Origin of the sequence: Mesorhizobium sp. B2-1-8 (genome assembly GCF_006442545.2) — a bacterium.
In the GTDB taxonomy this organism is placed as follows: Bacteria; Pseudomonadota; Alphaproteobacteria; order Rhizobiales; family Rhizobiaceae; genus Mesorhizobium.
Genome location: NZ_CP083952.1, coordinates 2,109,404 through 2,134,829 on the forward strand (window position 1 = coordinate 2,109,404; position 25,426 = coordinate 2,134,829).

Below are 25,426 nucleotides of genomic sequence, written 5' to 3' on the forward strand. Positions count from 1 at the left end.
ACCGGCAGCTCCGGCAGTGTCGCTTTTGAGGTAGGGTCAATTCAATATCGCGGTCCGAATACGAAAAAGACAACGTTATGAGACACCGCTCGGCACCAGCTCTGCCTCTCGTTGCCGTGGTAACGCCGGTATACAATGGAGGTGCGTATCTCGAAGCTACCATGAGATCCGTCCAGCGGCAGACCTATGATAACATTGTACACGTTCTCGTTGACAATTGCAGCTCGGACGACACGTCGCAAATCATCGATCGCTTTCGGTCGGAGCGTTTTGAGCTGATTACTCTTCGCAATGACAGCGTCCTTCCGCTGCGAGAAAACTGGACTAAGGCGCTTTGCGCAGTTCCCACCGAGGCCTTTTATGTGAAGGTGCTCTGCGCAGACGACCTGATGCGCAGCGATTGCATCTCGCGCTTCGTTGAGATTGCTCAATCCGACGAAAAAATTGAGGTCGTTCTTTGCGACGATGTTTTCATGGACAGGGTCCATCGCGCGAATTTGCCGTTGAAACAAGGCATTTTTGGAGGAATTGAGATCGCGGCCAAGATGCTAGATGAAAGCATTAATTGGCTGCCGTACCATCACCTGTTTGTTCGCTTTCCTGACAGCGCGCAAAGCCCGGTTTTCTTCAACGATGCCCCGATCCATTTTGATTTTTCTGCAGTCGTTCGCAGTGCCCTGCGTGGCAAGCTCGCCTATTTGCACGCGCCACTCGTCTACACGCGTTGGCACGCGAATTCGCTCACCAGCCAGCAACTCGGCGCGAACCAGTTGAAAACCTTACTTGAGCGTTTTGACATTTTATGTGCGTTTGGGGCTCAGTGCTGGGACGAGCCGACTTTCCGACGTAAAAAGGAATGTATGCGTGCCAGGATGATGCGCTTGGCCCTAAAATGGACAATGATGGGAAGGCTGGACGCGGCTCAGGAACTCTTGAAGGGCCTGAAAGAGCGGCAAGTCGCTCCGACCGCTGCGGATTGGGCCAAATCGTTGGTCGAATGGGTACCCTATTCGAATTGGAAGCGAAGCTGGCATCTTTCAACGGGTCCTGAGATTGACGAAGCCAAGTTCTGCTCCGAGATTTTTTAAACCGGAGGTCCGCTGACCGAACCGTCAACAGGACTTGCTGGGTGGGTGAAGCCGCGGCCGATTGCGCGATCGACAATTTTTTTGATAGGCAATAACCGGCGCCTCAGCTTAATCTCAGAGGATCTTGGACAACAACTCCTGCTCGTGCTCCTTTACACGAAGCAATACCTTGTCGAGATGCTGCCGAACGATTGCGCGATAGCGCTCTTTGTTTTCTAACAATTCGGTGAGGTGCGTCTCCAGCAGCTCAAGGTTCAGATTTTCAACGGATTGACAGAACCGCCCAAGGCCGAAGTCAGTCATCACCGCATCGTTCTTTGCCTCGTATCCTATCGAGATCGTCGGCAGGGCAAGCTTCAAAGCGCAAACCACGTTGTGAAAACGTGTGGCGACAACGATGTCAGTGTCGCCAATTTGCCGCATGACGTCATGCAGGGAGTTGATTGGCTCCGCGACAAGCTGACGGGCCTGCCGAGTGGTTCGGGTGCCGTCGATCAGGTCATATCCGCTCGCCTTAGCAATTCGACCGACATCCCTCACTGCCCGCATATCCACGGTTTCGCCGATAATAAGGCGTACTCTGTAACCTCGATCTAGCAACGAGGTGACGAAGCGGGCCATCTTCTCGATGTAGGTTTGATAGATAGAGGTATCCGACCCTGAGCGCGCGCCGGCGCGCCAGCCATTGTAGTTCATAAGGCCAACCCCAACTGTCGTCAGTTTTCCTCCCGTGTCGTCTTGCACCGGCAATGGCGTAGGCAGCTTGAAAACAAGATCTGGATAGAGGTTATCTCTACTTGTATCGATGCCAAGGGAGGCTAAGAAGTCCTTGGAGATCTGATCGCGGAACGAACGGAAGTATGCCCAAGCTGCTGCAGACCGCAACATCCAGCGGCTGGTAGAGTTCAGGATTGGACCTGCGCCGGTTCCAATAAAGCAGAACTTCACCCCGGACAATCGCGCAGATGCAGCCCAGCGGAACAGACCGTAGGATGTTCCAAATGGACCTGAACCGTAGTCGTTTAACGTTGACGTTCCTGGCACAATTATGATGTCGAATTGCCTGACATATTTGATTGCCCGGTACCAGTTCGCTAGTCTTCCAATTATTCTCAGGCTGACTTTATTGCAGAACCTCAGGAGCGTATTGGAAAACTCTGGAGCGCTGATTGGTGTTGTGGGAATCTGATGCGCTTTACCAATTGCATCTGGATCAACACAAACGCATGCGAGAGCCGCCTCCGGCCTAGCTTCCCGCAAGAAGAGCAAAAACGATTCCAACGACGCGTCATTCCCGAAATTACCTCCGCCAAACATTCCGAAAAGGCATATTCTCTGTGGGGCGCTGATGACCTGCGAGAATCCATTCCTGCGCGAGAGGACCATGATGTGTGCTCTCTAGCGGTGCATGGATGCGAGCGGCAGCATGGTACCGCGGCCGTGCACGCTCTGATTGGAAGGGTCGACAGAGGTCAGGACGCGCGAATGGCAAATCCGGCGGCTTCGGAATGCCTCGCAGTCCAAGCCTTTCGGGAGGGCGTGGCCCTGCTTTTTTTCCCGCTTGTTTTCGTCCACGAACATTCGCGTCCTTCCAGGCGCGGTTTGGATAGCCGCTGGCTATCCGACTTTTTCGTCGGCTATCGTGTTCACTTGTGCTCGCCTCACTCGGCCGGGCGGAGCGAGGCGCCCCGGAACCCGGAGATGGACTTGAATATCTCGTCAACCAAAGGATGTCTGGTAAGGACCAATGCCGCTCCCCATCCACCCAACGCCAACACCCCTGCTGCGAGTGCCAGCCCATGCGAAAGGGCGAAGCCTGTGCCCGAAAAGAAAGCCACGCACAGCGGACCAGTCGCGCTCGCTAGGGCCACGACCGCGCTTCTCCATAACTCTGTGGCGATGTCCTTCAGTTTCAATCCCAGCCTGCGCCGAACGAAGCTCAGGGCAACGTATGCCTGGAAAGGAACAGTCACCAGCATACACCAGGCGGCCGCCTGCAATCCGCCGAAGACGCCAGCCATTGACAAGAGAATGCCGGAAATCGGGAAGACGATCAGGGCTCGGATAAACAAGTCGCGGATCGCACCGACCGCAACCAATACCGGGTAATTGAGCTCAAAACTGAAGGAGAAGAGAAGAGCAATCGCGACGACCTGAACGAGCGGCGCAGCCTCGATCCATTGTCGACCGAGCACGACGTCCACTACGGGATAGGCCAGCACTGAGAGCACGAGAAGAGCGGGCCAGTACAACGCGGTGACAATAGAAAGGGCCGCGAGATAGGGGCGCTTCAAATCGCTGCCTCGTCTGACCTCTGCCGAAAAGGCGGGCAATACGACCGCCACGGCCCCTCCGAGGAGGAGTTTGTCGGGTATTTGGCTGATCAAGAGGGTCCTGCTGAACAAGGCCGCGGCATTCGGTGACACGAGTCGGCCCAACAAGAGCAGGGGCAGCGCGTCAAATATGCGGAAGAGTATGGCGATGGAGCCGTTGTATCCGCCGAACGAGATCATTGCGCGCCAATTGGCCAGAGTTGGCTTAAACATCCAGAAATGCGGGCACAGGGCGAGTGCGAGGCATGCGGCAAGCCCACTGCCGATTAGCCACGCCCAAGCGAAGCTCATATAGCTGAAGCCCGCGAACGCCAAAGCGATTGTTGCCACAGACCCTGTCGCCCCGTTGGTGATGCTAATGGCAGCTACCTTGCCGAAGGCCATTTCCCGGCGCAGGAGAGCATTGACCAGGACGACCAAGGCGTCGAGGAAGAGGCAGGCTGAAATAACTCGAAAATAGGGAAGGAGGTTCGGCTCCGCGTAGACTGAGGCCAGAACAGGGGACGCGGCTAAAAGAACGGTGACGGCAATTCCGGTAAGGACGAACATCACCGTAAAGGCCCCCCGGATATCCTCGCGGCTGAGTTCCCCGCGCTGGATCAGGAAGGTTGAACTGGAGAACTCCCTGACAGACAGGACTATCGCCAGGATTGCCATCCCGATCACCGACACGCCGATTTCCTGTGGTGTCAATATGCGCGAAACCACCGCGGTCGTAGCGAAATTCGATACGAGCAGGACATAACGTTCGCCCGTGCTCATCAGAAGTGCGCGTTTTACAGAAGGCATACATTTCCTTTCCCGGTAGCGGCGAGGGCCACCTTCGTCACGCCAAATAGTCCGACAAACCCGGTTAAAGGTCAGTACCTTCAAAGTAAGGAATGATCACAGACGAAAGGGGTAACGGGATGGCAGCCGGAGTTCTCGAGCGTTGTTCCAGATCAGCTAAGGGCTGGTCCGATTTGGGTAAAATAGGGGGTATGAGCTTCAGCACCGGCCTTGAGTTGGTGGCGACCTCCGAAAGGGGTATCGCAAACGCGTTGGTTACCCGTATGGGTAGATTGCTTCCGGCGGCCGCACTGCTGACTATCCATGTGCCCGACCGGGAGAACTGTCGCCATGTCCTTTCGTTTCGCAGTCGCTGCGGTTTGCCTGCTGGCGTTTGTCTCGTCTGCCTCCGCCAATTTCCTTTGGGGCATTAACGGCCATCCAATAGTTGCTTATCCGGGTATCCCGATCGAAAGGCAGCTCGACTTCATCAAGGATCTCGGCCTGAAGTCATACAGGGTCGATGTTACGGGCGAGGGCGACATGGATATGCTCGCCAATCTTGTCTCCGCCGGAAAGGTGAGAGGCATCGAGATCCTGCCTGTCCTCACGCCTGCCGGCATCGATATGGACAAGGATAGCCCAGAAGAACTTTACGGCAGGACCCGGAAACTTGCGATTGCACTTGGCTCAAGGTTCAAGGACGACATCCGTGTCTGGGAACTCGGCAACGAGATGGAGAACTACGCTATCATAAAGCCTTGTGAGAAGCGCGATGATGGCGCGCAATATCCATGTGGTTGGGGGCCTGCAGGTGGAACGGGAACGCTCGATTATTACGGCCCGCGCTGGGTGAAAGTGAGTGCTGTCCTCAAGGGCTTGTCCGAAGGGATGATTGCTGTCGATCCAACCATCAGAAAGGCGATCGGCACCGCCGGATGGGGCCACGTCGGCGCGTTCGCGCGGATGCAGCAGGACGGGATCGTTTGGGATATCTCAGTCTGGCATATGTACGGCGACGATCCGGAATGGGCTTTCCGGGAGATGTCGGGCTACGGCAAGCCGATATGGGTCACCGAATTCAACAATCCTTACGGAAGCCAGCGCGGCGAGAAGCAGCAGGCCGACGGCATCAAGCAGACAATGACGAGACTCCAAGACTTCACCAAGAAGTACAGGGTCGAGGCCGCGCACATCTACGAACTGTTCGATGAGGCCTACTGGGCCCCCAGCTTCGAAGCTAATATGGGATTGGTGAGGCTCGTCCCGGCCCCCGACGGTAAATGGAGGGTCGGCGAGCCTAAGCCTGCCTATAAGACGGTGCGTGACTTCACCCGCGGCCCGCAGCCGGCGCCCAGGCCGTACCGGGAATGCGATCCAGAGACCTTGGCTGCAAACAAGTCCCTCTATGTGAGGCAGGCAAGTTTCGTCTATTGCCTCATTCTAGGTCACGATGGCGACACGGCCAGCGTGGAGCGTTGGTCGGCAGCTCTTGGAAGCGGAAATAGCAAGCTTGCTGATATGATCGTGGAAATGATGGACACGGATGATTTCGAAAGCAGATACGCCACGATCGGCCTGACGGACCGCGTTTATATCGGTTTTCTCTACCTGCTGCTTCTTGACCGCCCCGCAGACAACTACGGCCTTGAAACCTATACGCGACAGCTGCGCGCGGGCACCATGACTCGCAAGGACGCAGCCTTCGGCATTGTCACCTCATCGGAGTTTAACTCCAGGCACGCCGCCACCCATGACGTCTCCGCGGCGCCGACACCTGGGTGAGCATGAAGGACGAGCCGGAGCGGGTGAGCACAATGCGATTGATGTCTGTTCTCATGACCTGCGTTTTTTTGGTGGCTATGGAGACCGGAAGCTTAGCCTGCGAACGCGACAAGGGGACGCGTTTCCCCTTGCGGATCGAATCTGGAAAGAGCTTTCCGGTCGACAAGGACGGGCATCCATTCCTGATGCATGGTGACTCGGCCTGGTCCCTCATTGCAGATCTGAAGGATGACGAGGCAGACCTCTATCTTGAGGACCGCAAGGCTCGTGGTTTCAATACGGTGCTGGTCAACCTCCTAGAGCACCGGTTTTCCCGAAACGCGCCCGCAAACGCATATGGCGAGAGGCCATTCGCTGGCAACGACGATTTCGCCGTTCCGAACGAGGCGTATTTTGCCCATGCGGACCGCGTCCTGCAGAAGGCTTGCGACCTCGGTTTCCTGGTGCTGCTTGCCCCGGCGTATCTTGGCTATGGCGGTGGTATTGACGGTTGGTATCAGCAAATGGCGGCTGCAGGGCCACGAAGGCTTGCTTCGTACGGCCATTTCGTCGGACATCGCTACCGGCATTTCGACAACATCATTTGGGTCAACGGTGGTGACGACAATCCTGCGGACAAGGATCTAGTCAGGGCTATCGCCAAAGGCATCGTTGACGAGGATCCGGGCTCTCTTAGCACCATCCATGGCGCTCCCGAAACGGCACCGCTTGACTCATGGACTCACGAACCCTGGCTGAACGTGAACAACATCTACACGTACGGACCTGTCTACACGGCCGCGATCAGGGAGTACGACAGGGGTATGCCTTTCTTCCTGATTGAGAGCGCCTATGAGTTCGAAAGTGGTACCGACGAGTACCGGGTCCGCATTCAGGCTTACCAGGCGATCCTCTCGGGCGCATTCGGACACCTCTACGGCAACAACCCGATATGGCATTTCGGGGGGCCCGGTCTCCATCGGCAAACGATGGGGTGGAAAGACGCCCTCGGCAGTCCTGGCGCAAAAAGCATGGAAATGCTTATCGCCTTCGTCTCTTCGATAAAGTGGTGGCTGCTCGAACCCGACGCCAGGAACAGCTTCCTGGTCGGCGGCATGAACCAGGGCATGGAAAGGGCGGTCGCCGCGACCGCCCGGGACGGATCCTATGCTGTCGTCTACATGCCCGGCAATGACCGCATCATAGTGGACCTGGCGCGGCTTTCGGCGGCTTTTGTCCGCGCTCGCTGGCGCGATCCCACGAGCGGGGAAGTTACCGATGTTGAAGGTTCCCCATTCAAGGCGGAGCGCACGGTTTTCAAGCTGCCAGGGCTAAATAGCCGCGGATACCCGGACTGGATTCTGGAGCTCTTAGCTCAAGGCCCTGTAGCGCAAAGTCAATGAACGCGCAATTGCCTGCAGCCACGTAACGCAAGCCCAAGACGTGCGCCGATTCCACTGAAAGGATTAGACGAACACCACTGCAAAAGAGGTAAGCGCCGGCAACGCTTCCTCGAACGGGGCATCCTGGGTGTCCATTGGCGTTCTCCCCCATTCCTTCAAGCCCAAGTAGCCTCCTGGAGATCGATATCGGCTTGAGAAGAGGTGCGCGATGAAAGTCATGGTAACCGGCCATCAAGGCTATATCGGATCGGTGATGGTGCCGATGTTGCTTCGTGCTGGGCATTCGGTGACGGGCTATGACAGCGATCTTTACCGGCGCTGCACCTTTGCCGCTGGTGGAGAGCGGGCTTCAATTCCATCCATCCAAAAGGACGTCAGGGACGTGCATGCGCGCGACCTCGAAGGGTTCGATGCGGTCATCCACCTTGCGGCGCTTTCCAATGACCCACTGTCCGACCTTGATCCGGACATCACCTATGAAATCAACCATAAGGGCAGCGTCCGCTTTGCCAAGGCAGCCAAGGACGCCGGCGTGTCACGCTTCCTTTTCGCCTCGTCGTGCAGCAATTACGGACAGGCGGGGGACGGGATGGTCGATGAAACGGGTGAACTGAATCCGGTCACGCCCTATGGCTGGTCGAAGGTCCTTTCAGAACGGGATATTTCCGAACTGGCCAGCAGCAGCTTTTCTCCCACTTATTTCCGCCCCGCCACGGCCTACGGCCTCTCGCCGCGGCTCCGCTTCGATATCGTGCTAAACAATCTGGTCGCGTGGGCGGTCACCAAAGGCGTCATCCTCCTGAAGTCCGATGGAACGCCGTGGCGGCCGATCGTCCATATAGAGGACATTTCCAGGGCGTTCATTGCCGGGCTAGAGGCGCCCCGCGAGGCCATTCACAACGAAGCCTTCAATGTCGGACGAACGGACCACAACTACAGGATCCGGGACATCGCCGAGATCGTCGCTGAGATCGTGCCCGATTGCCGGCTTGAATTGGCGCCCGACGCCGGACCCGACAAACGCTCCTATCGCGTCAACTTCGACAAGATCACGCTTGCCCTTCCTGCTTTCAGGCCGCAATGGGATGCGCGCAAGGGTGCCGAGCAACTCTACCAGGCGTACCGGAAGTCGAATGTCACGCTTGAGGAGTTCGAGGGGCCGCGCTTCCAGCGTATCGGCCATATCAGGCATCTATTGACCAACGGACTTCTGGACGAGCGGATGCGGGTCGCTGGAGCCTCCAAGACATTGGAGGCGGCGCTCGGATAGGCTGGATGGAACACGTGAACCCCGACGGGATCGGTCCGCCGCCGGCAACCGGAGTCGGTCACGAAATTTATGCCCTGGCCGAACGTCTGTTTCCTATCTGCAGGAGCATCACCGGAAGCGGCGTGCGAGAAACGCTGGATGTATTGTCGGGGCACATCGATTTGGAACGGCACGAAGTGCCCACCGGGACGCAGGTGTTCGACTGGACGGTTCCAAAGGAGTGGAACATACGCTCGGCAATCATCAAAGGCCCGGACGGACAGACGGTCGTCGATTTTGCGGACTCCAACCTGCATGTTGTCAACTACAGCTTGCCCTTCAAGGGGATACTGACACTCGACGAATTGAAGCCGCATATTCATACCCTGCCCGAACAGCCGCAGGTGATCCCCTACCGCACCTGCTATTACACCCCGACCTGGGGCTTCTGCGCAGCCCACGACCGTGTGGCCAACATGCCCGACGGCTTTTACGGTGTGGAGATCGACGCCGAACTCGAAGACGGCAGTCTCACATACGGCGAATACCTGCACCGCGGGCAGACAGAGCGGGAATTCCTCCTTTCGGCGCACATTTGCCATCCCTCACTTGCCAACGACAACTGTTCGGGCTTGGCCCTGCTGGCAATGCTGGCGAGAAGCCTCAAGGCAAGGAAGACACGATACAGCTACCGCTTCCTGTTCGCCCCGGGCACGATCGGCGCGCTCGCGTGGTTGTCGCGCAACGAGGACCGTACATGTCTCATCGACCACGGCCTCGTGCTGTCATGCGTTGGTGACGCAGGAAGCCCGGCATACAAGCGCAGTCGCCGCGGCGACGCCTTCATTGACCGAGCCATGTCCCACGTGCTGGGGCGTCGGCGCGGGGCAAAGCTGATGGATTTCTCCCCATACGGTTATGACGAGAGGCAATATTGTTCGCCGGGCTTCAATCTTCCGGTCGGCATGTTCCAGCGAAGCGTCCACGGCACATTTCCCGAATACCACACGTCGGCCGACAATCTCGACTTCATCAGGCCAGAGCATCTCGAGGATTCCTACCGCATCTTGATGGAGGTGATCGACATTGTCGAAGAGGACTGGAGGCCGTTGAACCGCTTGCCCAAGGGGGAGCCGCAGCTCGGCAAGCGCGGCCTTTATGCAGCGGTGGGAGGGCAGAAGTCGTCGGGCGCGACGTCGATGTCCCTGCTTTGGGTGCTGAACCTCGCCGACGGGCAGCATTCGCTCCTCTCCATGGCAGAGCGCTCGAACCTGCCCTTCAAGGAACTGGCCGCCGCTGCGAAACTGCTGTGGGAACATGATCTCCTGGCAGCCTTATGAGGCCGTTGCGGTTCGCCGTCTGACAAGGGGCCAGGCTTTGTCCCTTTCCGACATGGCCGTCGGCATCAAGGGCCAGCCGATCGAAAAGGTAGGGTCATTGTAGTGGACGCCGGTCGACGCGTTGGGCGTATAGAACTGTGATATGAGATACGAGACCTCGGTGCCGTCGGTAAGGGTCTGGAGGCCGTGGGCGAACCCGGCAGGGATATAGAGCTGCTTCATGTTTTGGGAAGTCAGCTCGAAACCAAGCCACTTGTAGCGTGTCGGCGAATTCGGTCGCAGGTCCACGACGACGTCAAAAATCGCGCCGCGGACACAGGAGACCAGCTTGACCTCTGCGTAAGGCTCCTCCTGGTAGTGCAGCCCCCTGAGAGTTCCCTTTTTGATCGAATGAGCCCGGCTGTGCTGGACAAAGCGCGTCGCCAGACCACAATCGGCCATCTCCTTCTCACAGAAAAGGCGGGTGAAAGAACCACGGTCGTCAACCATGGGAGTAGGCTCGATCAGCCAGACCCCTTGAAGCTCCGTTTCGGTAAACTGCATGCGTTGAATCCCCCGGCGCCGCGCGAGACTGCCGGCGTCAATTGTCAGCGTCGCCAGCCCACGCTGTAAGGGCTACCTAAGCCTTAGGTGGCCTCTCCGATAGCGGTAAGTGCCGACGACAGCTGACTACCCGTTCGGCGAGCCTGGCGTCGGCATCGCCGCCGCCGGCTCGCTATAAGGATTAATGCACCCGACGGATTGGCAAATCGAACCGGAGAGGGCTGGATCCTAACCTGCCGTCATCTGCCTACGGAGGCGTGGCAGGCATGGGTTCTGCGTAGCGCACTGCGTCTCCGTTAGGCAGCGAACAGGAGCGGGGAATGAACATTCAGGCTATCGAAACGGTTCGCGGTCACAGTGCGGCAAGCCGGAATGTCGGTTGCAGGCTCTGCGGGTCGCGCCTGCGCCACACATTGGTCGATCTAGGCATGTCTCCACCGTGCGAAAGCTTCCTGCAGGCCGAGCAGCTTGACCAAATGGAAGCCTACTATCCGCTCAACGTGCTTGTCTGCGACACTTGCTACCTGGTGCAGCTCAAGGAGTATCTGAGCCCCGAGACCATTTTCAGCGAATATGCCTATTTCTCTTCGTTCTCCACCAGCTGGGTGGCCCATTCGAAAGTGTATTGCGAGGCGATCACCAGACGGCTTGGGCTTGGCTGTGACAGTCTTGCGGTGGAGCTCGCAAGCAACGATGGTTACCTCCTGCAGCACTTTTTGCCACTGGGCGTTCCTGTACTGGGCGTCGAACCGGCAGCCAATGTTGCGCGCGCCGCGATCGAGAAAGGCGTGGCCACCCGGGTCGACTTCTTCGGGGTTCGGCTGGCAAATCAAATGGTGGGCGAAGGACATTGCGCCGACCTGATCATCGGCAACAACGTGCTGGCACAGGTGCCGGACCTCAATGACTTCGTCGCTGGGATGAAAATCCTACTCAAACCTCAGGGCGTGGTCACGCTCGAATTTCCACATATCGAGCGGCTGATGGCGGAGAACCAGTTCGACACGATTTATCATGAGCATTTCTCATATTTCTCGCTGCTGACGGTCGAGCTGATGGCGGCGCGCCACGGATTGCGGCTGATCGACGTCGAGGAGTTGCCCACCCATGGCGGCTCGCTGCGCGTCTATCTCGCCCATGAGGGCAGTCGCTGGGGCAAGGATGACAGGGTGGACAGACTTCTCGACCGAGAAAAGCGCCACGGGCTAACGGAGATGGTCACCTATGCCTCCTTCGGTCACAGGGCGCAGCGTGCCAAGCGCGACCTCTTGGCGTTCCTTATCTCGGCCAAAAACGAAGGGAGGAAGATTTGTGGCTACGGCGCTCCAGGCAAGGGCAACACGCTGCTCAATTACTGCGCTATCGGCACCGACTTCCTTGACTTCACGGTCGACCGCAATCCTTACAAGCATGGTCGCTTCACCCCGGGGATGCATATCCCGATCAAATCCGTCGATGCCATCGACGACGTCCGGCCAGATTACATCCTGATCCTCCCGTGGAACCTGAAGGACGAGATCATCGAACAGATGCGCCATGTCGCCGCCTGGGGTGCAAGGTTTGTGGTCCCAATTCCGTTTGTGGCGGTGATCGATCCATCGGAGTTAGGCAGATGAAAGTCGTCCTTTTCTGCGGCGGTCGCGGGACCCGGATCCGCGACTATTCCGACAGTATACCCAAGCCGATGATCCCGCTTGGCCACCAGCCGATCCTGCGCCACGTTATGCAGTGGTACAGCGACTATGGACATGACGAATTCGTCTTGTGCCTGGGCTACAAAGCCAATGTCATCAAGGATTTCTTCCTCAACACACGGCCGCAGACCTTTTCCGATTGCGTGGTCACGCAGGGAGGTCAAGACGTGAAACTGCTGGGAGATCAAGTCAAGGACTGGAGCATTACCCTGCTTGATACGGGGGTCTGGCGTAACATCGGCGAACGCCTCTGGGCGGCAAGGGACCAAGTCAAGAACGAGAAGATGTTCCTGGCCAACTACTCCGATGGTCTGACCAACGTCGATCTCGACGACGTGGTCGCGAAGTTCGAAGCCAGCGGTAAGATCGGCTGTTTTCTCGCGGTGCGCGCACCGCTGACATACCATTTGGCCGATATCGCGGAAGACGGTCGCGTGCGTGAGTTCCGCACAACCGATACCTCGGAGATCTGGATCAACGGCGGCTACTTCTTGTTCCGCCCGCAAATCTTCGACTATATGCGCGATGGCGAGGAGCTCGTTCTGGAGCCTTTCAGGCGACTGATCGACGACAATATGCTCATGGCGTACAAGCACGATGGCTTCTGGCGATCGATGGATACGCTGCGCGATTGGCAATCGCTCGAAGACATGGTCGAACGGGGCGATATGCCCTGGAATAGAAAAGTTACCGCCGAAAAAACCAGGCGCGGTTTGGTAATGGCTGGTTCATGAGAGGACTTGGTCTCGCACGTCGCGGGGAGGAACTCTCGATCCTCTGCCTCGGCGCCCATTCCGACGACATCGAGATCGGCGCCGGGGGCACTATCCTCGGTCTGATCGCGTCCGGGGTGAAACTGGACGTCCACTGGTGTGTGCTGAGCGCCGGCGGCCAGCGGTCGGTCGAGGCCAGCGCTTCGGCCGAAGCGTTCCTGAAAGGATCGAAGTCGTCGGTCATCGACATCGCGGATTTCGAAGACAGCTATTTCCCGGCCCATAGCCGGGCGATAAAGCAATGGTTGATAGATCTAAGATCCCGCGTCCATGCCGACCTGGTGCTGACCCACGCGAGGTTCGATGCCCATCAAGATCATCGGGAGGTCAATCAACTGACCTGGAATGTCTTTCGCGATCATCTCGTGATCGAATACGAGATTCCCAAATGGGATGGCGATCTTGGCCAGCCAAATGCGTACGTGCCGCTCTCTGCCGCAGTGCTGGATCGCAAGATCGACCTCCTGCAAGAGCACTTCGGCACGCAGCGCTCCAAGGACTGGTTCGACCGTGACACATTCGCGGGGCTCGCGAGATTGCGCGGGATGGAGTGCAGGGCCCCCGAACATTTCGCCGAGGCGTTTACACTCAGAAAAGCCAGACTTCTTTAGCGGATTTTCCGCCACGATTTGCTTGTGGATTTGTCTGAACCAAGGGGCACATGGTTCCTGGAGAAGGGCTTCGGACCGCGCTGTGCCTTCAGGAAACATCCCGACCTTGTTGGCGATCTTCGGGACGAAAAAGAGAATAAAAAGCGGTGGTGCATGGGTTAAAATCAGGCGTCGGCCGGTGCGGTGTGCTCACCTAGTGATTGCTGATCAAGAAGGTTGGACAGCTCCGTTACGAGACGCGCCATTTCGAACGGTTTTGAAATCATGATGCTGTTTGGAACGCCGTGTTTACCCCAATTCTTGGCGCTTTCGCCACTGACATAGATGACCGGCATCGCAGGAACGGCGTGGCGCAAATGCCTGGCGATTTCCCATCCCAGCTTTCCACTGCCTAGACGAACGTCGGTAACCAGAGCGCAGATCCTTGGTGGGTCTGCATCGAACATCTCAATAGCAAGCTCCGCATTTTTCGCACTGACGATCACGAAACCCGCATCCTCCAAGCCGGATACAATATCCATGCGGACCAGCACGTGATCTTCCACGACCAGAATTGCGCCGTAGGCCTAATTCTTTTGGGATAGCACGCTCTGCCAGATCTGGGCTGACCAGCGTCATGAAGTCGACAAGAGCCGGTGGCTTTCTGAATTGCCGTTTGGTCTCACTGCTCGCTGACCGAGGGTTCTGGGGACCGCCGGTATCTGGGCCTGCGCATCGCCATTGTTGAAGCGACGGAAGACGACCTGCGAGGGGCGGCCGACCAAAAATTGGCTTGCTCCCGAATCCAGGGCCTGTGCGTACACGGCCAGGGCACCATCGACGGCTTCTATGGTTTTCATGACGGCCGCGTCGTCGTGCGTGTAGCTGACGACGAGAGATGGCATGAGGACACCACGCTTGATCGTCTCCTGCAGGAACAGGGAACGGTATGTCTGCGAGGGCTTGCCGTCCTGGTCAAGCGTGGCGTAGGCGAGACAACTGGGACGGCCGACAACTTTGAAGTGCCGATCCACTCCATGGCGTCTGGAAACCTCTGTGATAGCTTCCTTCAATTTCGTTCCCTGACGGTGCAGGTGTTCGATGACGGATTGGTCCCGATAAACCCGCACGGTCGCGATGGCCGCGGCAAGCGCGTGGGTTTCCGCGCCATGCGTGGTCGACAGCAGAAACACGCGGGGGCGATCCGTATGCTCGAGCCCGCCGAGCCGCATATATTCGCGTTTGCCTGCCAGGGCGGAGACCGAAAATCCATTGCCAAGAGCCTTGCCGAATGTCGACAAGTCCGGTTCGATGCCATAGAGCCTTTGTGCTCCCGCTGCATGCCACCTGAACCCGGTGATCATTTCGTCGAGTATGAACAGCGCGCCGTTTTCTCGGCAAAGACGCTGGACATTATGCAGGAAGCCGTCCGCCGGATCGTCGCCTCGGGAAGGTTCCAAGATCAGGGCGGCCACCTTGCCCGGGTGCTTGTCGAACAAATCCTTCACGCTAGCGATGTCGTTGAACCGGAAAGTGAGGGTCAGGTTTCGAACCGCTTCTGGAATTCCTGCATTCATCGGTGTGGTCCCGATGAACCAATCGTCTGTGGAAAAGAAGGGATGGTCGGCGCAGCATGCGACGAGATCACGACCCGTATACGCGCGGGCAAGGCGGACGGCCCCTGAAGTCGCGTCTGATCCGTCCTTGCAGAATTTTACCATCTGGGCGCCGACGAGTTCAAGGAACGTTTCGGCGCAGTCAACTTCGATCCTTGCGGGGCGCGTGAAGTTGGCTCCGCCGGCGAGCGCCGCCTCCACCGCCCTGAGCACAGTTGGGTAGGCATGCCCCAGCCCGACGGAACGGTTGCCCATGCCGTATTCGATGTATTGGTTCCCATCGACATCCCAGACGTGGCACCCCAGACCACGTTCGATAAAGCCCGGCGCTAGAACGGGATACTGATCCGCGCCCTTCGCGTAGGTGTGGCTGCCGCCCGGGATCAGCTCACGGGCACGTTCTTGAAGGCGTCCCGATTTGCGAAAACAGAGGCTTTGCTCAGGCATGCGGACTGCTCCAGTTCGATGGAAAGTCTAGATGTCTGGCGCTGGATTTTCGCGTTCTCCATAAGGTCACCCCTTTAGCACTTATGGTGGATGGAATATAGCGGATGGAAGACGCGGTCCTGCGGTCTGGTGCAGCAAACGCGCCAACTGCCTGTGCGGCGCCGGTTCACCACGGCGTGAAATTGCCATTTTGATTTGTACCCCGATGGCCTCTGGCGGGGGTCTGACAAACAGCATTGAGGCGCTAGCGAATGCGCTCGCGCAACGTTTCCTCATGCCGGGGGCAGCTAACCCAACGCAGCTTGGTTGAAGTAGGGTCAATGCTAGGACGTAGTGACGATTTAACGGGTTGGGATTCCCAAGGAAGCGCAAATCAGATTCAACGCTGATTTTTGGAGGTCAGCGATGGACTGCGATGCGCTTCGAGACGATCAGTGGGAACGGATCAAGGGCTTTGTGCCTGGCGGTACGAAGGGCAAGCGCGGCCCGCGCACCGACAACCGGAAGTTCCTCGATGCCCTGCTGTGGATGGCCCGCTCGGGTGGGCGCTGGCGTGATCTACCCGAGCGGCTCGGCGACTATCGATCCGTGAAGCGGCGCTACTATCGCTGGATCGAAATGGGCGTTCTCGACGAGATGCTTATGGTTCTTGCGCGCGAAGCCGATCTGGAATGGCTGATGATCGACTCGACCATTGTGCGCGCTCATCAGCACGCCGCCGGTGCGCGCCGGTCAAAAGGGGGGCGGATGCCCAAGGTCTGGGCCGGTCTCGCGGCGGCCTGAGCACCAAAATCCATGCGGCAGGCGATGCTCTTGGGTTACCGGTTCGCCTGATCGCAAGCCCAGGGCAGCGTAATGACATCGCCTTCGCGCATGATCTCGTCGACGGCTTCGAGACCGGCGCAGCGATCGCCGACAAGGGCTATGACGCCGACCATTTGCTTGAAAAGATCGCAGAAATAGGCGCCGACGTCGTCATCCCGCCCAAGCGCAATTGAAAGCATCAGCGTCCCTACGACGCTGATCTCTACAAGGAGCGCAACATCATCGAGCGTTTCTTCAGCAAACTCAAACAGTTCCGCCGCGTCGCAACTCGATACGACAAGCTGCTCGCCAACTTCATGGGCTTTGTCAAACTTGCAGCTATCGCCATCTGGCTCAGGTAGTTAAATCGTCACTACGCCCTAGGAACCTGGCAGAACAGTTCGCGTGTCCGAAACGCTCATGAGCATGGCGCCGCGGCTGCCGCGAACTACGATCACTGACCCGCGGACATCCCGGAAGTTCCAGGCGATGCTGCCAAATAGCCGTCCCCTACGTGATCACGCATTCACAGGAACGAACCTTATGGTAAACAGCTAGGAGCGGCCGATTCCTCAGGATGTAGCCGCTCAGGATGAGCCCGCCCGGGTCGCTACCGTGGCGGGCTTTTCGTCGACCGTGACGTGCTTGGTGCGTTTGCTACGACGGCGATCGTACAATTGAAAGGAAGGCCGCTTGTGATTGCGATCACCTTTCGGCCGGAGCTCCTTCCGCGAAGAGATCATTGACCTTGTATGCGACTTCCGTGCGGTTGGTCGCCTTGAGCTTCTTCATGATGTTGCGGATGTGCACCTTCACCGTGCTTTCGCGCAGGTTCAGTTCAAAGGCGATGATCTTGTTGGCCTTGCCGCGTCGGAGCGCCTGCGCGACCTCAGCCTGCCTGAGCGTGAACATGCCGGTCAAGGGCGCGTCACGGCTGCCTGAATCTATAAGGTGCCGCATAGACAGAACGCTACTTGCCGGAACGAAGATGCCTCCGGCTGCCGCAAGATTGATTGCCTCGACACAGACGTCGATCCCCACAGAGGTTGGAATGTAGCCGCGTGCGCCACATTCGAGAGCCGTCAGTATCTGTGCAAGGTCTTCTGTGTCCGCCAAAATCACCACGGGCACCGACTTGAATTCGGACGAAATTCGCCTGATCTGGTCCGCGATACCCTGGTCGGTGACTTTCCGGCCACCCAGGTTGAAGAGAATGGCTGCAAGCGTCATCCCCTCTTTCACGCGCCATTCTGCAATCGATCCCATGGCCTCGACGGCCATGCCGAGTTCGTGATCTTCCAAAGCCGATGCGAGACATTCGCGGTCGAGCGCCCTTCCGTCCAGGATGAGCAGACATTCCCTCCCTGCTGGTTGATGGACCATTCCCGTTCTGCCGGACGGGATTTCTGCCTGATCTGCCGAAGTGTTATGCAGTCCTAATATGGAACCCATACTTTTGCCCACCCTTTTCCACGCAATCCGCCTTGCGGCCAAATAGCTCCTCAACCTTCAGTTCCTTCAGAATTGAAAATTTAGTGCCCACCGTTTTGGGAGGTTCAGCTGGAATAGCCCAGCCTTGCACCCACTGCTGTTCCCTATTCCCAACCCCAACTAGAACAACCTGAGCTTATGGGCTATTTATCAGCCGGCGCTAACATAGATTAACATTTCGTTAAATTTTCGAATCTGCGAAAAACACTGATGGCGAACCCCGCCGCGGGCGCTAGGTTTGGGTAAACATGTGCGCTGGCCAGTCGATCGTCCCTGTGGAGCGTCTGAATACCGCACGACGTATGCAACGCTCTGAACGTGAACTCATCCGGCGATGGCTGCCTCGGCGGTCCTCATCCAATAGGCGTAGCCGAGGGCCGCTTCCCTCTCCCGGCAAGTCAAAAGCCGCGTATCTCCAAAACCTCGGTTGACTGCACAGGCGCCGGCACTGTCATCTAAGCGCCTGCTTCGCGCAACGATCAACGAAAGGAAAGGACCGGGTAGGGAAGCTCCCTGGCGCTCCTTGGACGATGCGGCAAATGCCAGCTCGATTAATTGGGAATGGCAAGGCAAATCCGCCAGCATCCCGTGCGGACATGTGGCTCCGAAGCAGCACACGGCCCCGCCGCACTTACCCATACAGAGTTCCGCGATGTTAAGCTCGGGCTCAGGCAATCCCCTGGGGATCGCTCTCGGTCAGCCAATATGAGTCCAGAACGGGTCCGCCATTCTGGATCTCGGCTTCGAAGGCGTCGATCAGCCTTTTGGCGGCCTTGCTGGCGATATGGCTCTCAGGGTAGTTGGCCTTCACGGCCCGTGCACACTCGTAAACTTCCTTGAGTTGCCTAACCTGCTTGAGCCCTAACGCGCGATATACTCCCTGGCTGGTCATATCGCCTCTCCTCCTGTTGTGGAACTCTCCGCTCCCCGGCCTTCTATGCGTCTGCATTGACACAGGTTTTCTGGCTGAAAGCAAAAACTGCGTGCGACTGTAGTAAGATCGTCGGCTTCCCGGGTCGAGGCGTTCTTTAGGGGGCCTGCCGGAACCAAGGCTTAGCCATTCGCGGGAGGGTACGACCCGCTTCCCGCTCCTTCGCCGATCTGTTCTGTTCTCCCATCGTGATCAGGTGCATGTTTAGTGCGACTTTGAAGGGGCCATTCGACCATTCAGCCCTCAGCGCTTTTGGGCGCACCATCACCTTGATTATCAAGACCTCGCAAGGGACGTGGGGACGAGCATTCGCGCGACCTACCTTCGCCGGTGGAAGGCTACCCCCTTTGACTCACTTGCCCGGGGCATTCAGCTGTCGAAAGATCAGCGATCGGACAGCTCGTTGTATCCGCGTCACCGGGCCAACTAAGCGGGAACTCGTCGGCATGCAGGTGTCTCTGCCGGGACTGCTAATATGCGCGGCTATTTTGGTCACGTCCTACTATTCAAGGGGAATGCTGATCATCGGCTTGATCGCTTCCCAGGCTTTCGGCGCGACGGCCGTCATGACACTGACCTTTCTGGGCGGGTCATCTCCGTTGATCTATACCATGTTCGCGGCCTTGCTCGTCACGGCCGTCGCCGCAAGACGCCGTATATGGCTTGATCTTGGAATCGTGTTCGGAAGCATCCGGCCGGTCTGGATCCTGACAAGCCTAATGCTGTACGCAATCATCGGATCATGGTTGTTTCCGAGGTTCTTTGCCGGACAGACCGCCGTATTCGTGCAGTCCAAGACCCGCGGCATAGTCATAGAAGATTCTTTGGCGCCGGTTTCCGGCAACATTTCTCAGACCGCGTATTTCATTCTTGGTGGACTCACCGCTATAGCGCTTTGCGCGCTGCTGCTGCACTCAGACCGGATCGAGCAGGTCCGGCGCGGCTTCTTCTTGTGGTGCGGCCTCCACGCGGGGATGGGAGTCTTCGATTTCATCAGCAAGAACGTGGGCGCGGGAGACCTGCTGGCCCCGATTAGAACCGCCAACTACGCGATCATATCGAACGCGACGGAGGCAGGATTCGTGCGGATCACCGGACCTTTTTCGGAGGCCTCGTCATTTGCCAGCGTTTCCCTCGCCTGTCTGGCATTCTGCTACAGCTACTGGAGAAAGACGAAATCACCGCTGGCCAAATGGCTATCTGCCATCTTGCTCTTCCTGACCATTCTGTCGACTTCGTCGACCGCTTACGTAGGGCTGACACTGCTATGCATCCCGGTTGCTTTGTCGATGCTGGCCTCGGTCCTGAGGGGAAAAGTCGAGAGCGAAGAGATACTGATAATGGCTCTCATGGTGGTGGGCGGGGCCGCCATATTGGGCATAAGTCTTTACAAGGCCGAGGCGTTTGACCCGTTCGTCAGGCTGATCAACAGCACCATCATCAACAAAGCGGATTCTGGGTCGGGCCATGAACGCACGTATTGGAATGTGAAGAGCCTGCAGTCGTTTCTCGATACCAGCGGACTGGGCGTGGGGTTCGGCAGCTCAAGAGCATCGAGTTGGCCGATCGCTGTCCTGTCCCAGTTGGGCTTGTTCGGGTCGCTCATGATGGGTGTCCTCCTGTGTGTCCTGGCTAGGGGGGCGGTTCGGGAATGGGTGGATCCAGAAACAGATGCCGTCGTGGCGAGCGTCAGGAATGCGGCCCTTGCAAGCATAATTGCCATGTCGGTGTCGGGCGGCAGCGCTGATCCAGGCATCCTCTTTTTCATCGCACTTGCAGTCGTTTGCGCCACGAGAGCCAGCGCTCGGCGCACCATGGCCGCATTGGAACGATCTGCCCCGGCGTCCGGCCATGGCGGGGCCAACGTCGTGTACTCCGGTTCCGCCGCATTGGCTTCGCGACGGCAAAGGTTGCTAGCGATGAGTCAGTGCCCGGTCATGTTCAAAATGGACGGCGATGTCGAGTGACCGGCGATCCCCGGGCGCGAACGCCCTTGGCTGGGGCGGTCGGCCCGGCAACGAGCAGGAGGGCTGCCGCCAGACCTTTCGGAGCGTGCAAGCTGTGCCGAAGAATTGAAGCAAGGTCGTGCCCGCAAACAACACGCGCCATCCTGCTTACCGTTAGGGCCATCTGTTGCCAAAAAGGATGCTTGGCCGCAGGGCGGCAAAGCTGCCAGGGAAGCGACCAATACGGGCATGTCCGTGAGTGGAAGGCCGAGCTATTAGGGCGGGAAACGGGCAGCGTCAGCGTCAACCGCGACATCGAAGTGATGAGCGCCCGACGCCACAAGCTTGTCTAAGCTCACCTGCGCATCGCACGGCTATATCGTTCCGGGGCAACCCGTTCGTGCGAAGTTGACCCGGGTTTTGGGAATTTTCAGAAGACTTTTATATTGCAATCAATATTTGCTTCCATGACGGGGCGACGGCTTTCGTCGGACACAATTACCGAAAGTTTGCTTTGCAACTCGCCCTGAACTTCGTCCTGCGCCATAGCGACTAGCATTCTGACTGCGTCTACCCGGGCCTCAAGCGCACCAACGTAGTGGGTGCCCTCCGTGTCGGGAAAATGGGATTTGCCGTCCCGGACATCGAAAAAAAACAGTGGCATTTTGCCTCCGCGCTTAACAACAAACCTATCGTCAGAGCAGAGGGTTTTGCATCTTGCTCAAGGCTGCTTAGGGCATTCTCCCGCAACATTCTAGCAACCGCAGATGGTCAACCGGAGACGGTTGTGGAGAACTCAGATCGCATCGATCACAAAATATTAAAGCATGATTGGCCGGCAGAAAACACCACGTAGCGCGACAGCTGTCGCGATTCCAAAAGCAGTGTCGGCCTGCCGCTGAGGGCGCCAAACTGTACAGCAGGCCATCGAAAACCCCCGACACCCTTGCTCGACGGCTGTCGCGACAGGCTCAACCAAACTGATAGATAGGCCCGAGGAATGGTTCCGGTAAGCTACCGCCTCGACAACCGCATTATGTCGTTTGCATCCGTTCGGAGTTTCCTGTCGTGCCTCTGAATTTCATTGCCGAAGCCCGGCCCAACACGTTCGCGTTTGAATCCTCTGCGCTGATCAAGGCATGCGGCTTTCGAGAATATGATGCGCGCTGGTGGTTTGGACAGGTCGCGCCCGAACTTAACCTGATCGGCGTTCAGGCGCTGGGTATGGGGTTGGGCACGATGATCCGCCGTCTCGGCGTTGGACCCGACATCGTCACCGGACATGATTTCCGTTCCTATTCGCTTGGCATCAAGCTGGCATTGGTTTCCGGACTGATGGCGGCCGGCGCACGGGTGAAGGACATCGGCCTGGCGCTGTCGCCGATGGCCTATTTCGCGCAGTTCGCACTGGAGACGCAGTCGGTGGCGATGGTCACTGCCTCGCACAACGAAAATGGCTGGACCGGCGTCAAGATGGGTGCGGCGCGGCCCGCTGACCTTCGGGCCCGAGGAGATGAGCGCGCTGAAGGCGATCGTGCTGGCCGGCGATTTCGACCTTACAGGCGGCGGCTCTTATGATTTCGTCCGCGATTTTCGCGCCACCTATCTCGACGACCTGACCAGGGGCAAGCGCTTAACACGAAAGCTCAAAGTGGTTGCCGCTTGCGGCAATGGCACTGCCGGCGCCTTTGCCCCGGAAGCCTTGCAGCGCATAGGCTGCGAGGTGATCCCGCTCGATGTCGAACTCGACCACACCTTCCCGCGCTACAATCCCAATCCGGAGGACATGCAGATGCTGCATGCCATCAGGGACAAGGTGCTGGAGACAGGGGCCGATGTTGGGCTGGGCTTCGATGGCGACGGCGACCGCTGCGGTGTCGTCGACAATGAAGGCAACGAGATCTTTGCCGACAAGGTCGGCGTCATGCTGGCGCGGGATATTTCGCGGCTCCATCCGGGTTCGACCTTTGTCGTCGACGTCAAGTCGACCGGACTGTTCAACACCGACGCGGTGCTGCGCGCCAATGGCGCGGCTACCGACTACTGGAAGACCGGCCATTCCTACATCAAGCGCCGCGTTGCCGAACTCGGCGCGGTCGCCGGCTTCGAAAAGTCAGGCCATTTCTTCTTCAACCCTCCGATCGGGCGCGGTTATGACGACGGGTTGGTCACGGCAATCGCCATCTGCCAGATGCTGGACCGCAACCCGGCCAGTTCGATGGCCGATCTCTACCGTGCGCTGCCGCTCACCTTCGGCACGCCCACCATGTCTCCGCACTGCGCGGACGAGGTGAAGTACGGCGTCGTCGAACGGGTGGTCTCCGATTTTCAGGCGATGAAGCGGGACGGTGCCAGTTTCGCTGGCCAGAAGATCGCGGACCTCGTCACCGTCAATGGCGTGCGCGTCGTTGCCGAGGACGGCACCTGGGGTCTGGTGCGCGCCTCGTCGAACAAGCCGGAACTGGTCGTGGTCGTCGAAAGCCCGGTCTCGTCCGAGCGTCGCCGGCAGATGTTCGATGCCGTCGACGCCGTGATGCGCCGCAGTCCGGAAGTCGGCGCTTATAACCAGACTTTTTGAGAGGCTCAAGCCGCGAGAATAGCGGCTTGGTGCAACTGATTCATTGCAAAGTGGGACAACGGGCTCTTGCATCCTCACGCTCCAAGGCAGGCTCTGCCAGGGTTCGCAGCGTCAAAGGTGTGCCGTTATGGGTCACCCGCATATGGTCCCTTAATTGCATCTCCGATCCGGCGTCAGAGGTGAACCTTTGGCGAGCGCTGGGATAACCATCATGATAGGAAACACACTGCGGCTCGGCTGCAACAGGTGCAAACTTGCTCTTGTCGGCGATGAGACACGACCATCGAATCTTTTGAGATGCCCTGGTTGTGGGGCTGCAGACACGTGCGAGAATGTGATGCTGGAGATCGACGAAAGGCGAGCCGAAGCACTTTCGCGCGCTCTTTGCCGTCCTGAACTGCGGGATGGAAGAACGGGTCGGACAAAAGTCTACCGTTTCGCGCTTTTGCTTGGGCGGCTCGTGCGTGCCGAAGTCAAAGATCGGCAGTAGCATCGCGCTGGCGATCGACCCTTGCGTAGCCGACGCCAAGATCAGGCCCTTCTGGTGACCTGGTCGGGGGCCGTAACGGGAACCTGTACTCCTCGACTGTCTACAAGGTCCTTCCCCAGCCGAACGATTTCCGGACAGTATGCAACCTGCAAGGTACGTATTTGAAAAGCCGCTCTGGCGTGCTGTACCGAGCAATGAATGTACCGGCCCCAACCGCGATCTATTGCAGCTGCCTGCAAGTACGCTCGGCTCCTGAATTCGCCGGAAGATCTTAGTCCGTAAGACCTACTTGAATACTTGCCAGACCATGATGCATCCTTGAGGCCACAGATGGTCCTTGGCCGCCCGCCTCAGGTGCTCAGCTGGTGGCAGTCGGACTACCGGTCGCGGTTAACGGAGCTCAGCAATGACGCCCAAGCGATTCACTCGCCCTATTCAAGTGATTGTGGAACTTGGCTTTGCGCATGAGGTGTCATCTGTCATGGACGCCTATCAGCTTCTTGACGAATGGGTCGGGGTCCGCAGCCCAACGCATGCGGCCACACTTGCGCTTTTTCGGTCTGCGCTTGCAGACGACAAGGACGCTGAAACGGCTCGCCTTGCCTTTGAGGCATTTGCTCGATCGCGGGGAATTCCGGGCCAGGACGCAATCGAGTCCTTTGGTGGTGCTGCAGAAGATTGGATGACAGCCTATGACAGGCGGTCCGATGTCGTGGTTGACGGCTAAAGCAATTCCAGGAAAAGTGCGAAGCGGTTTTCCGTCCGGAATTGCGTGAAAACAAAGAGTTAAAGCGGTTGGGCGAGTCCACTGAGCCGCTCTAGGCTATGACCAGAGCGCCTCCACAGCGACGGCAATCTCATCTGCGTCTGGCCCCAAGCGCACGCGAAAGACATGTGTCAATCGGTCGATCCGCTGTTCAAAAGCGTGCCGGAGGCCTGCGAGAAAGATAAACGGTTCTACGCCTATCTCGCCCTCATCGACGCGATCCGCATCGGTAATCAGCGTGAATGGGAGACAGCCCACAAGCTGACCGAGCGGCTTTGCCGCAGGCAGCAGCGCCTGGAGACGAGGCTTGTCGAGAGCGTCGGCTTTCCTTGTGCGACCGTCCGCCTGCCAGAGGGTGAGGACGTGACGATCCACTCGATCGAAGCGCTCAATGAAGTGCTTGGCAAGGGGCCGGATATGGCGGCTCTACGCAAGAAGGCCGAAGCTGATTTCGCATTAGGCACGCTGGGATGCGGCCGCCGAGGAGGCCGGTTATCCGCTCGCTAGTTGCGAGGATCGAGATCATACCGACGGAGGGCAGGGGGCAGATTGAGCTCAAGGTCCACGGTGCGCTGGCGGAGCTCCTCAACCTGGCAAACCGCAAACCAGGAGAGGCGCCTAACGCTGTATTGATGGTAGCGGGAGAGGGCTACCGCCAATACAGTGCTGCCACGCAGTTCGTTTGCTAACTCGACTTTTTTGTACGCTATCAGCAGATTCCAACCTTAAATCCTGTCCCCGCAACCAATTCTATCATAAATCGATAACCGTCCCGGTCTAACCGGGGCGGCTTTCTGCGTCTCACGGTTGGG

20 protein-coding genes and 2 pseudogenes are annotated in these 25,426 nt (G+C 58.0%); 14 read left to right on the forward strand and 8 right to left on the reverse strand.

All coding sequences use genetic code 11. The annotated features are described in order from the left end of the window. The first annotated feature begins 161 nt into the window (after positions 1-161). The gene (locus FJ970_RS10310) at positions 162-1,088 is read left to right on the forward strand and encodes a glycosyltransferase family A protein (RefSeq protein WP_265336220.1); all 927 of its coding nucleotides are present in this window, start codon (positions 162-164) and stop codon (positions 1,086-1,088) included. Between the two features lie 114 nt (positions 1,089-1,202). Here FJ970_RS10310 and FJ970_RS10315 read toward each other — a convergent pair whose 3' ends face one another. After that, positions 1,203-2,474 carry a polysaccharide pyruvyl transferase family protein gene (locus tag FJ970_RS10315; protein WP_140764591.1) on the reverse strand — a complete coding sequence of 424 codons (1,272 nt, stop codon included), beginning with the start codon at positions 2,472-2,474 and terminating at the stop codon, positions 1,203-1,205. 275 nt (positions 2,475-2,749) lie between these two features. Further along, positions 2,750-4,183: an oligosaccharide flippase family protein gene (locus FJ970_RS10320; protein WP_227792075.1), complete on the reverse strand. Its 1,434-nt coding sequence runs from the start codon at positions 4,181-4,183 to the stop codon at positions 2,750-2,752. Positions 4,184-4,540: 357 nt separating this feature from the next. On the opposite strand from FJ970_RS10320, the gene FJ970_RS10325 reads away from it, so the two are divergent. The 4 genes from FJ970_RS10325 to FJ970_RS10340 all read left to right on the forward strand — a co-directional run bounded on the left by FJ970_RS10325 (position 4,541) and on the right by FJ970_RS10340 (position 9,945). Further along, positions 4,541-5,974: a DUF4214 domain-containing protein gene (locus FJ970_RS10325; protein WP_140764585.1), complete on the forward strand. Its 1,434-nt coding sequence runs from the start codon at positions 4,541-4,543 to the stop codon at positions 5,972-5,974. A 2-nt stretch (positions 5,975-5,976) separates the two neighbouring features. Continuing rightward, the gene (locus FJ970_RS10330) at positions 5,977-7,356 is read left to right on the forward strand and encodes a DUF4038 domain-containing protein (RefSeq protein WP_181178804.1); all 1,380 of its coding nucleotides are present in this window, start codon (positions 5,977-5,979) and stop codon (positions 7,354-7,356) included. A 208-nt stretch (positions 7,357-7,564) separates the two neighbouring features. After that, positions 7,565-8,626, forward strand: coding sequence for an NAD-dependent epimerase/dehydratase family protein (locus FJ970_RS10335; protein ID WP_140764579.1), 1,062 nt, complete (start codon positions 7,565-7,567; stop codon positions 8,624-8,626). A 5-nt stretch (positions 8,627-8,631) separates the two neighbouring features. Continuing rightward, positions 8,632-9,945 carry a DUF4910 domain-containing protein gene (locus FJ970_RS10340; protein WP_140764576.1) on the forward strand — a complete coding sequence of 438 codons (1,314 nt, stop codon included), beginning with the start codon at positions 8,632-8,634 and terminating at the stop codon, positions 9,943-9,945. Here the strand turns inward: FJ970_RS10340 and rfbC are convergent. After that, positions 9,940-10,488, reverse strand: coding sequence for a dTDP-4-dehydrorhamnose 3,5-epimerase (gene rfbC / locus FJ970_RS10345; RefSeq protein WP_140764572.1), 549 nt, complete (start codon positions 10,486-10,488; stop codon positions 9,940-9,942). The genes FJ970_RS10340 and rfbC overlap by 6 nt on opposite strands. 320 nt (positions 10,489-10,808) lie before the next feature. Here rfbC and FJ970_RS10350 point away from each other — a divergent pair, with 320 nt between their 5' ends. The 3 genes from FJ970_RS10350 to FJ970_RS10360 are packed head-to-tail and all read left to right on the forward strand — an operon-like array spanning position 10,809 to position 13,566. Next, the gene (locus tag FJ970_RS10350) at positions 10,809-12,104 is read left to right on the forward strand and encodes a class I SAM-dependent methyltransferase (protein WP_140764569.1); all 1,296 of its coding nucleotides are present in this window, start codon (positions 10,809-10,811) and stop codon (positions 12,102-12,104) included. Continuing rightward, positions 12,101-12,916, forward strand: a complete 816-nt coding sequence (locus FJ970_RS10355) for a sugar phosphate nucleotidyltransferase (RefSeq protein ID WP_140764566.1) — start codon at positions 12,101-12,103, stop codon at positions 12,914-12,916. The genes FJ970_RS10350 and FJ970_RS10355 overlap by 4 nt, the downstream gene beginning before the upstream one ends. Next, positions 12,913-13,566 (forward strand): PIG-L deacetylase family protein, encoded by a 654-nt coding sequence (locus FJ970_RS10360; RefSeq protein WP_140764563.1) that lies wholly within the window; start codon positions 12,913-12,915, stop codon positions 13,564-13,566. The genes FJ970_RS10355 and FJ970_RS10360 overlap by 4 nt, the downstream gene beginning before the upstream one ends. A gap of 164 nt (positions 13,567-13,730) precedes the next feature. Here FJ970_RS10360 and FJ970_RS10365 read toward each other — a convergent pair whose 3' ends face one another. Both FJ970_RS10365 and FJ970_RS10370 read right to left on the reverse strand, forming a co-directional pair. Continuing rightward, complete coding sequence (locus tag FJ970_RS10365; RefSeq protein WP_265336221.1) at positions 13,731-14,099, reverse strand: response regulator; 369 nt, start codon at positions 14,097-14,099, stop codon at positions 13,731-13,733. Positions 14,100-14,180: 81 nt separating this feature from the next. Continuing rightward, entirely contained in the window at positions 14,181-15,608 is a 1,428-nt protein-coding gene (locus FJ970_RS10370) for a glutamate-1-semialdehyde 2,1-aminomutase (RefSeq protein WP_140764560.1), read from the reverse strand. A 405-nt stretch (positions 15,609-16,013) separates the two neighbouring features. Between FJ970_RS10370 and FJ970_RS10375 the strand changes: the two are divergent. Continuing rightward, positions 16,014-16,774: pseudogene (locus FJ970_RS10375) on the forward strand (IS5 family transposase). 343 nt (positions 16,775-17,117) lie between these two features. On the opposite strand, the gene FJ970_RS10380 reads toward FJ970_RS10375, so the two are convergent. Then, the gene (locus FJ970_RS10380) at positions 17,118-17,795 is read right to left on the reverse strand and encodes a response regulator transcription factor (RefSeq protein ID WP_140765875.1); all 678 of its coding nucleotides are present in this window, start codon (positions 17,793-17,795) and stop codon (positions 17,118-17,120) included. Positions 17,796-18,570: 775 nt separating this feature from the next. Then, positions 18,571-18,795 carry a hypothetical protein gene (locus tag FJ970_RS10385; protein ID WP_140765873.1) on the reverse strand — a complete coding sequence of 75 codons (225 nt, stop codon included), beginning with the start codon at positions 18,793-18,795 and terminating at the stop codon, positions 18,571-18,573. Positions 18,796-19,280: 485 nt separating this feature from the next. Here FJ970_RS10385 and FJ970_RS10390 point away from each other — a divergent pair, with 485 nt between their 5' ends. Further along, a complete protein-coding gene (locus FJ970_RS10390) occupies positions 19,281-20,801 on the forward strand; it encodes a hypothetical protein (protein ID WP_227792077.1) in 1,521 nt (506 codons plus the stop codon). A gap of 409 nt (positions 20,802-21,210) precedes the next feature. Here FJ970_RS10390 and FJ970_RS10395 read toward each other — a convergent pair whose 3' ends face one another. Next, complete coding sequence (locus tag FJ970_RS10395) at positions 21,211-21,444, reverse strand: DUF6894 family protein (protein ID WP_140765871.1); 234 nt, start codon at positions 21,442-21,444, stop codon at positions 21,211-21,213. 404 nt (positions 21,445-21,848) lie between these two features. Between FJ970_RS10395 and FJ970_RS10400 the strand changes: the two are divergent. The 4 genes and pseudogenes from FJ970_RS10400 to FJ970_RS10415 all read left to right on the forward strand — a co-directional run bounded on the left by FJ970_RS10400 (position 21,849) and on the right by FJ970_RS10415 (position 25,121). After that, positions 21,849-23,358 (forward strand): annotated as a pseudogene (locus FJ970_RS10400) (phosphomannomutase/phosphoglucomutase). Between the two features lie 337 nt (positions 23,359-23,695). Further along, positions 23,696-23,848, forward strand: coding sequence for a hypothetical protein (locus tag FJ970_RS10405; RefSeq protein ID WP_227792078.1), 153 nt, complete (start codon positions 23,696-23,698; stop codon positions 23,846-23,848). Between the two features lie 406 nt (positions 23,849-24,254). Beyond that, the gene (locus FJ970_RS10410; RefSeq protein ID WP_140765688.1) at positions 24,255-24,575 is read left to right on the forward strand and encodes a DUF982 domain-containing protein; all 321 of its coding nucleotides are present in this window, start codon (positions 24,255-24,257) and stop codon (positions 24,573-24,575) included. A gap of 165 nt (positions 24,576-24,740) precedes the next feature. Continuing rightward, positions 24,741-25,121: a hypothetical protein gene (locus FJ970_RS10415; protein ID WP_140765690.1), complete on the forward strand. Its 381-nt coding sequence runs from the start codon at positions 24,741-24,743 to the stop codon at positions 25,119-25,121. The last annotated feature ends 305 nt before the right edge of the window (positions 25,122-25,426 follow it).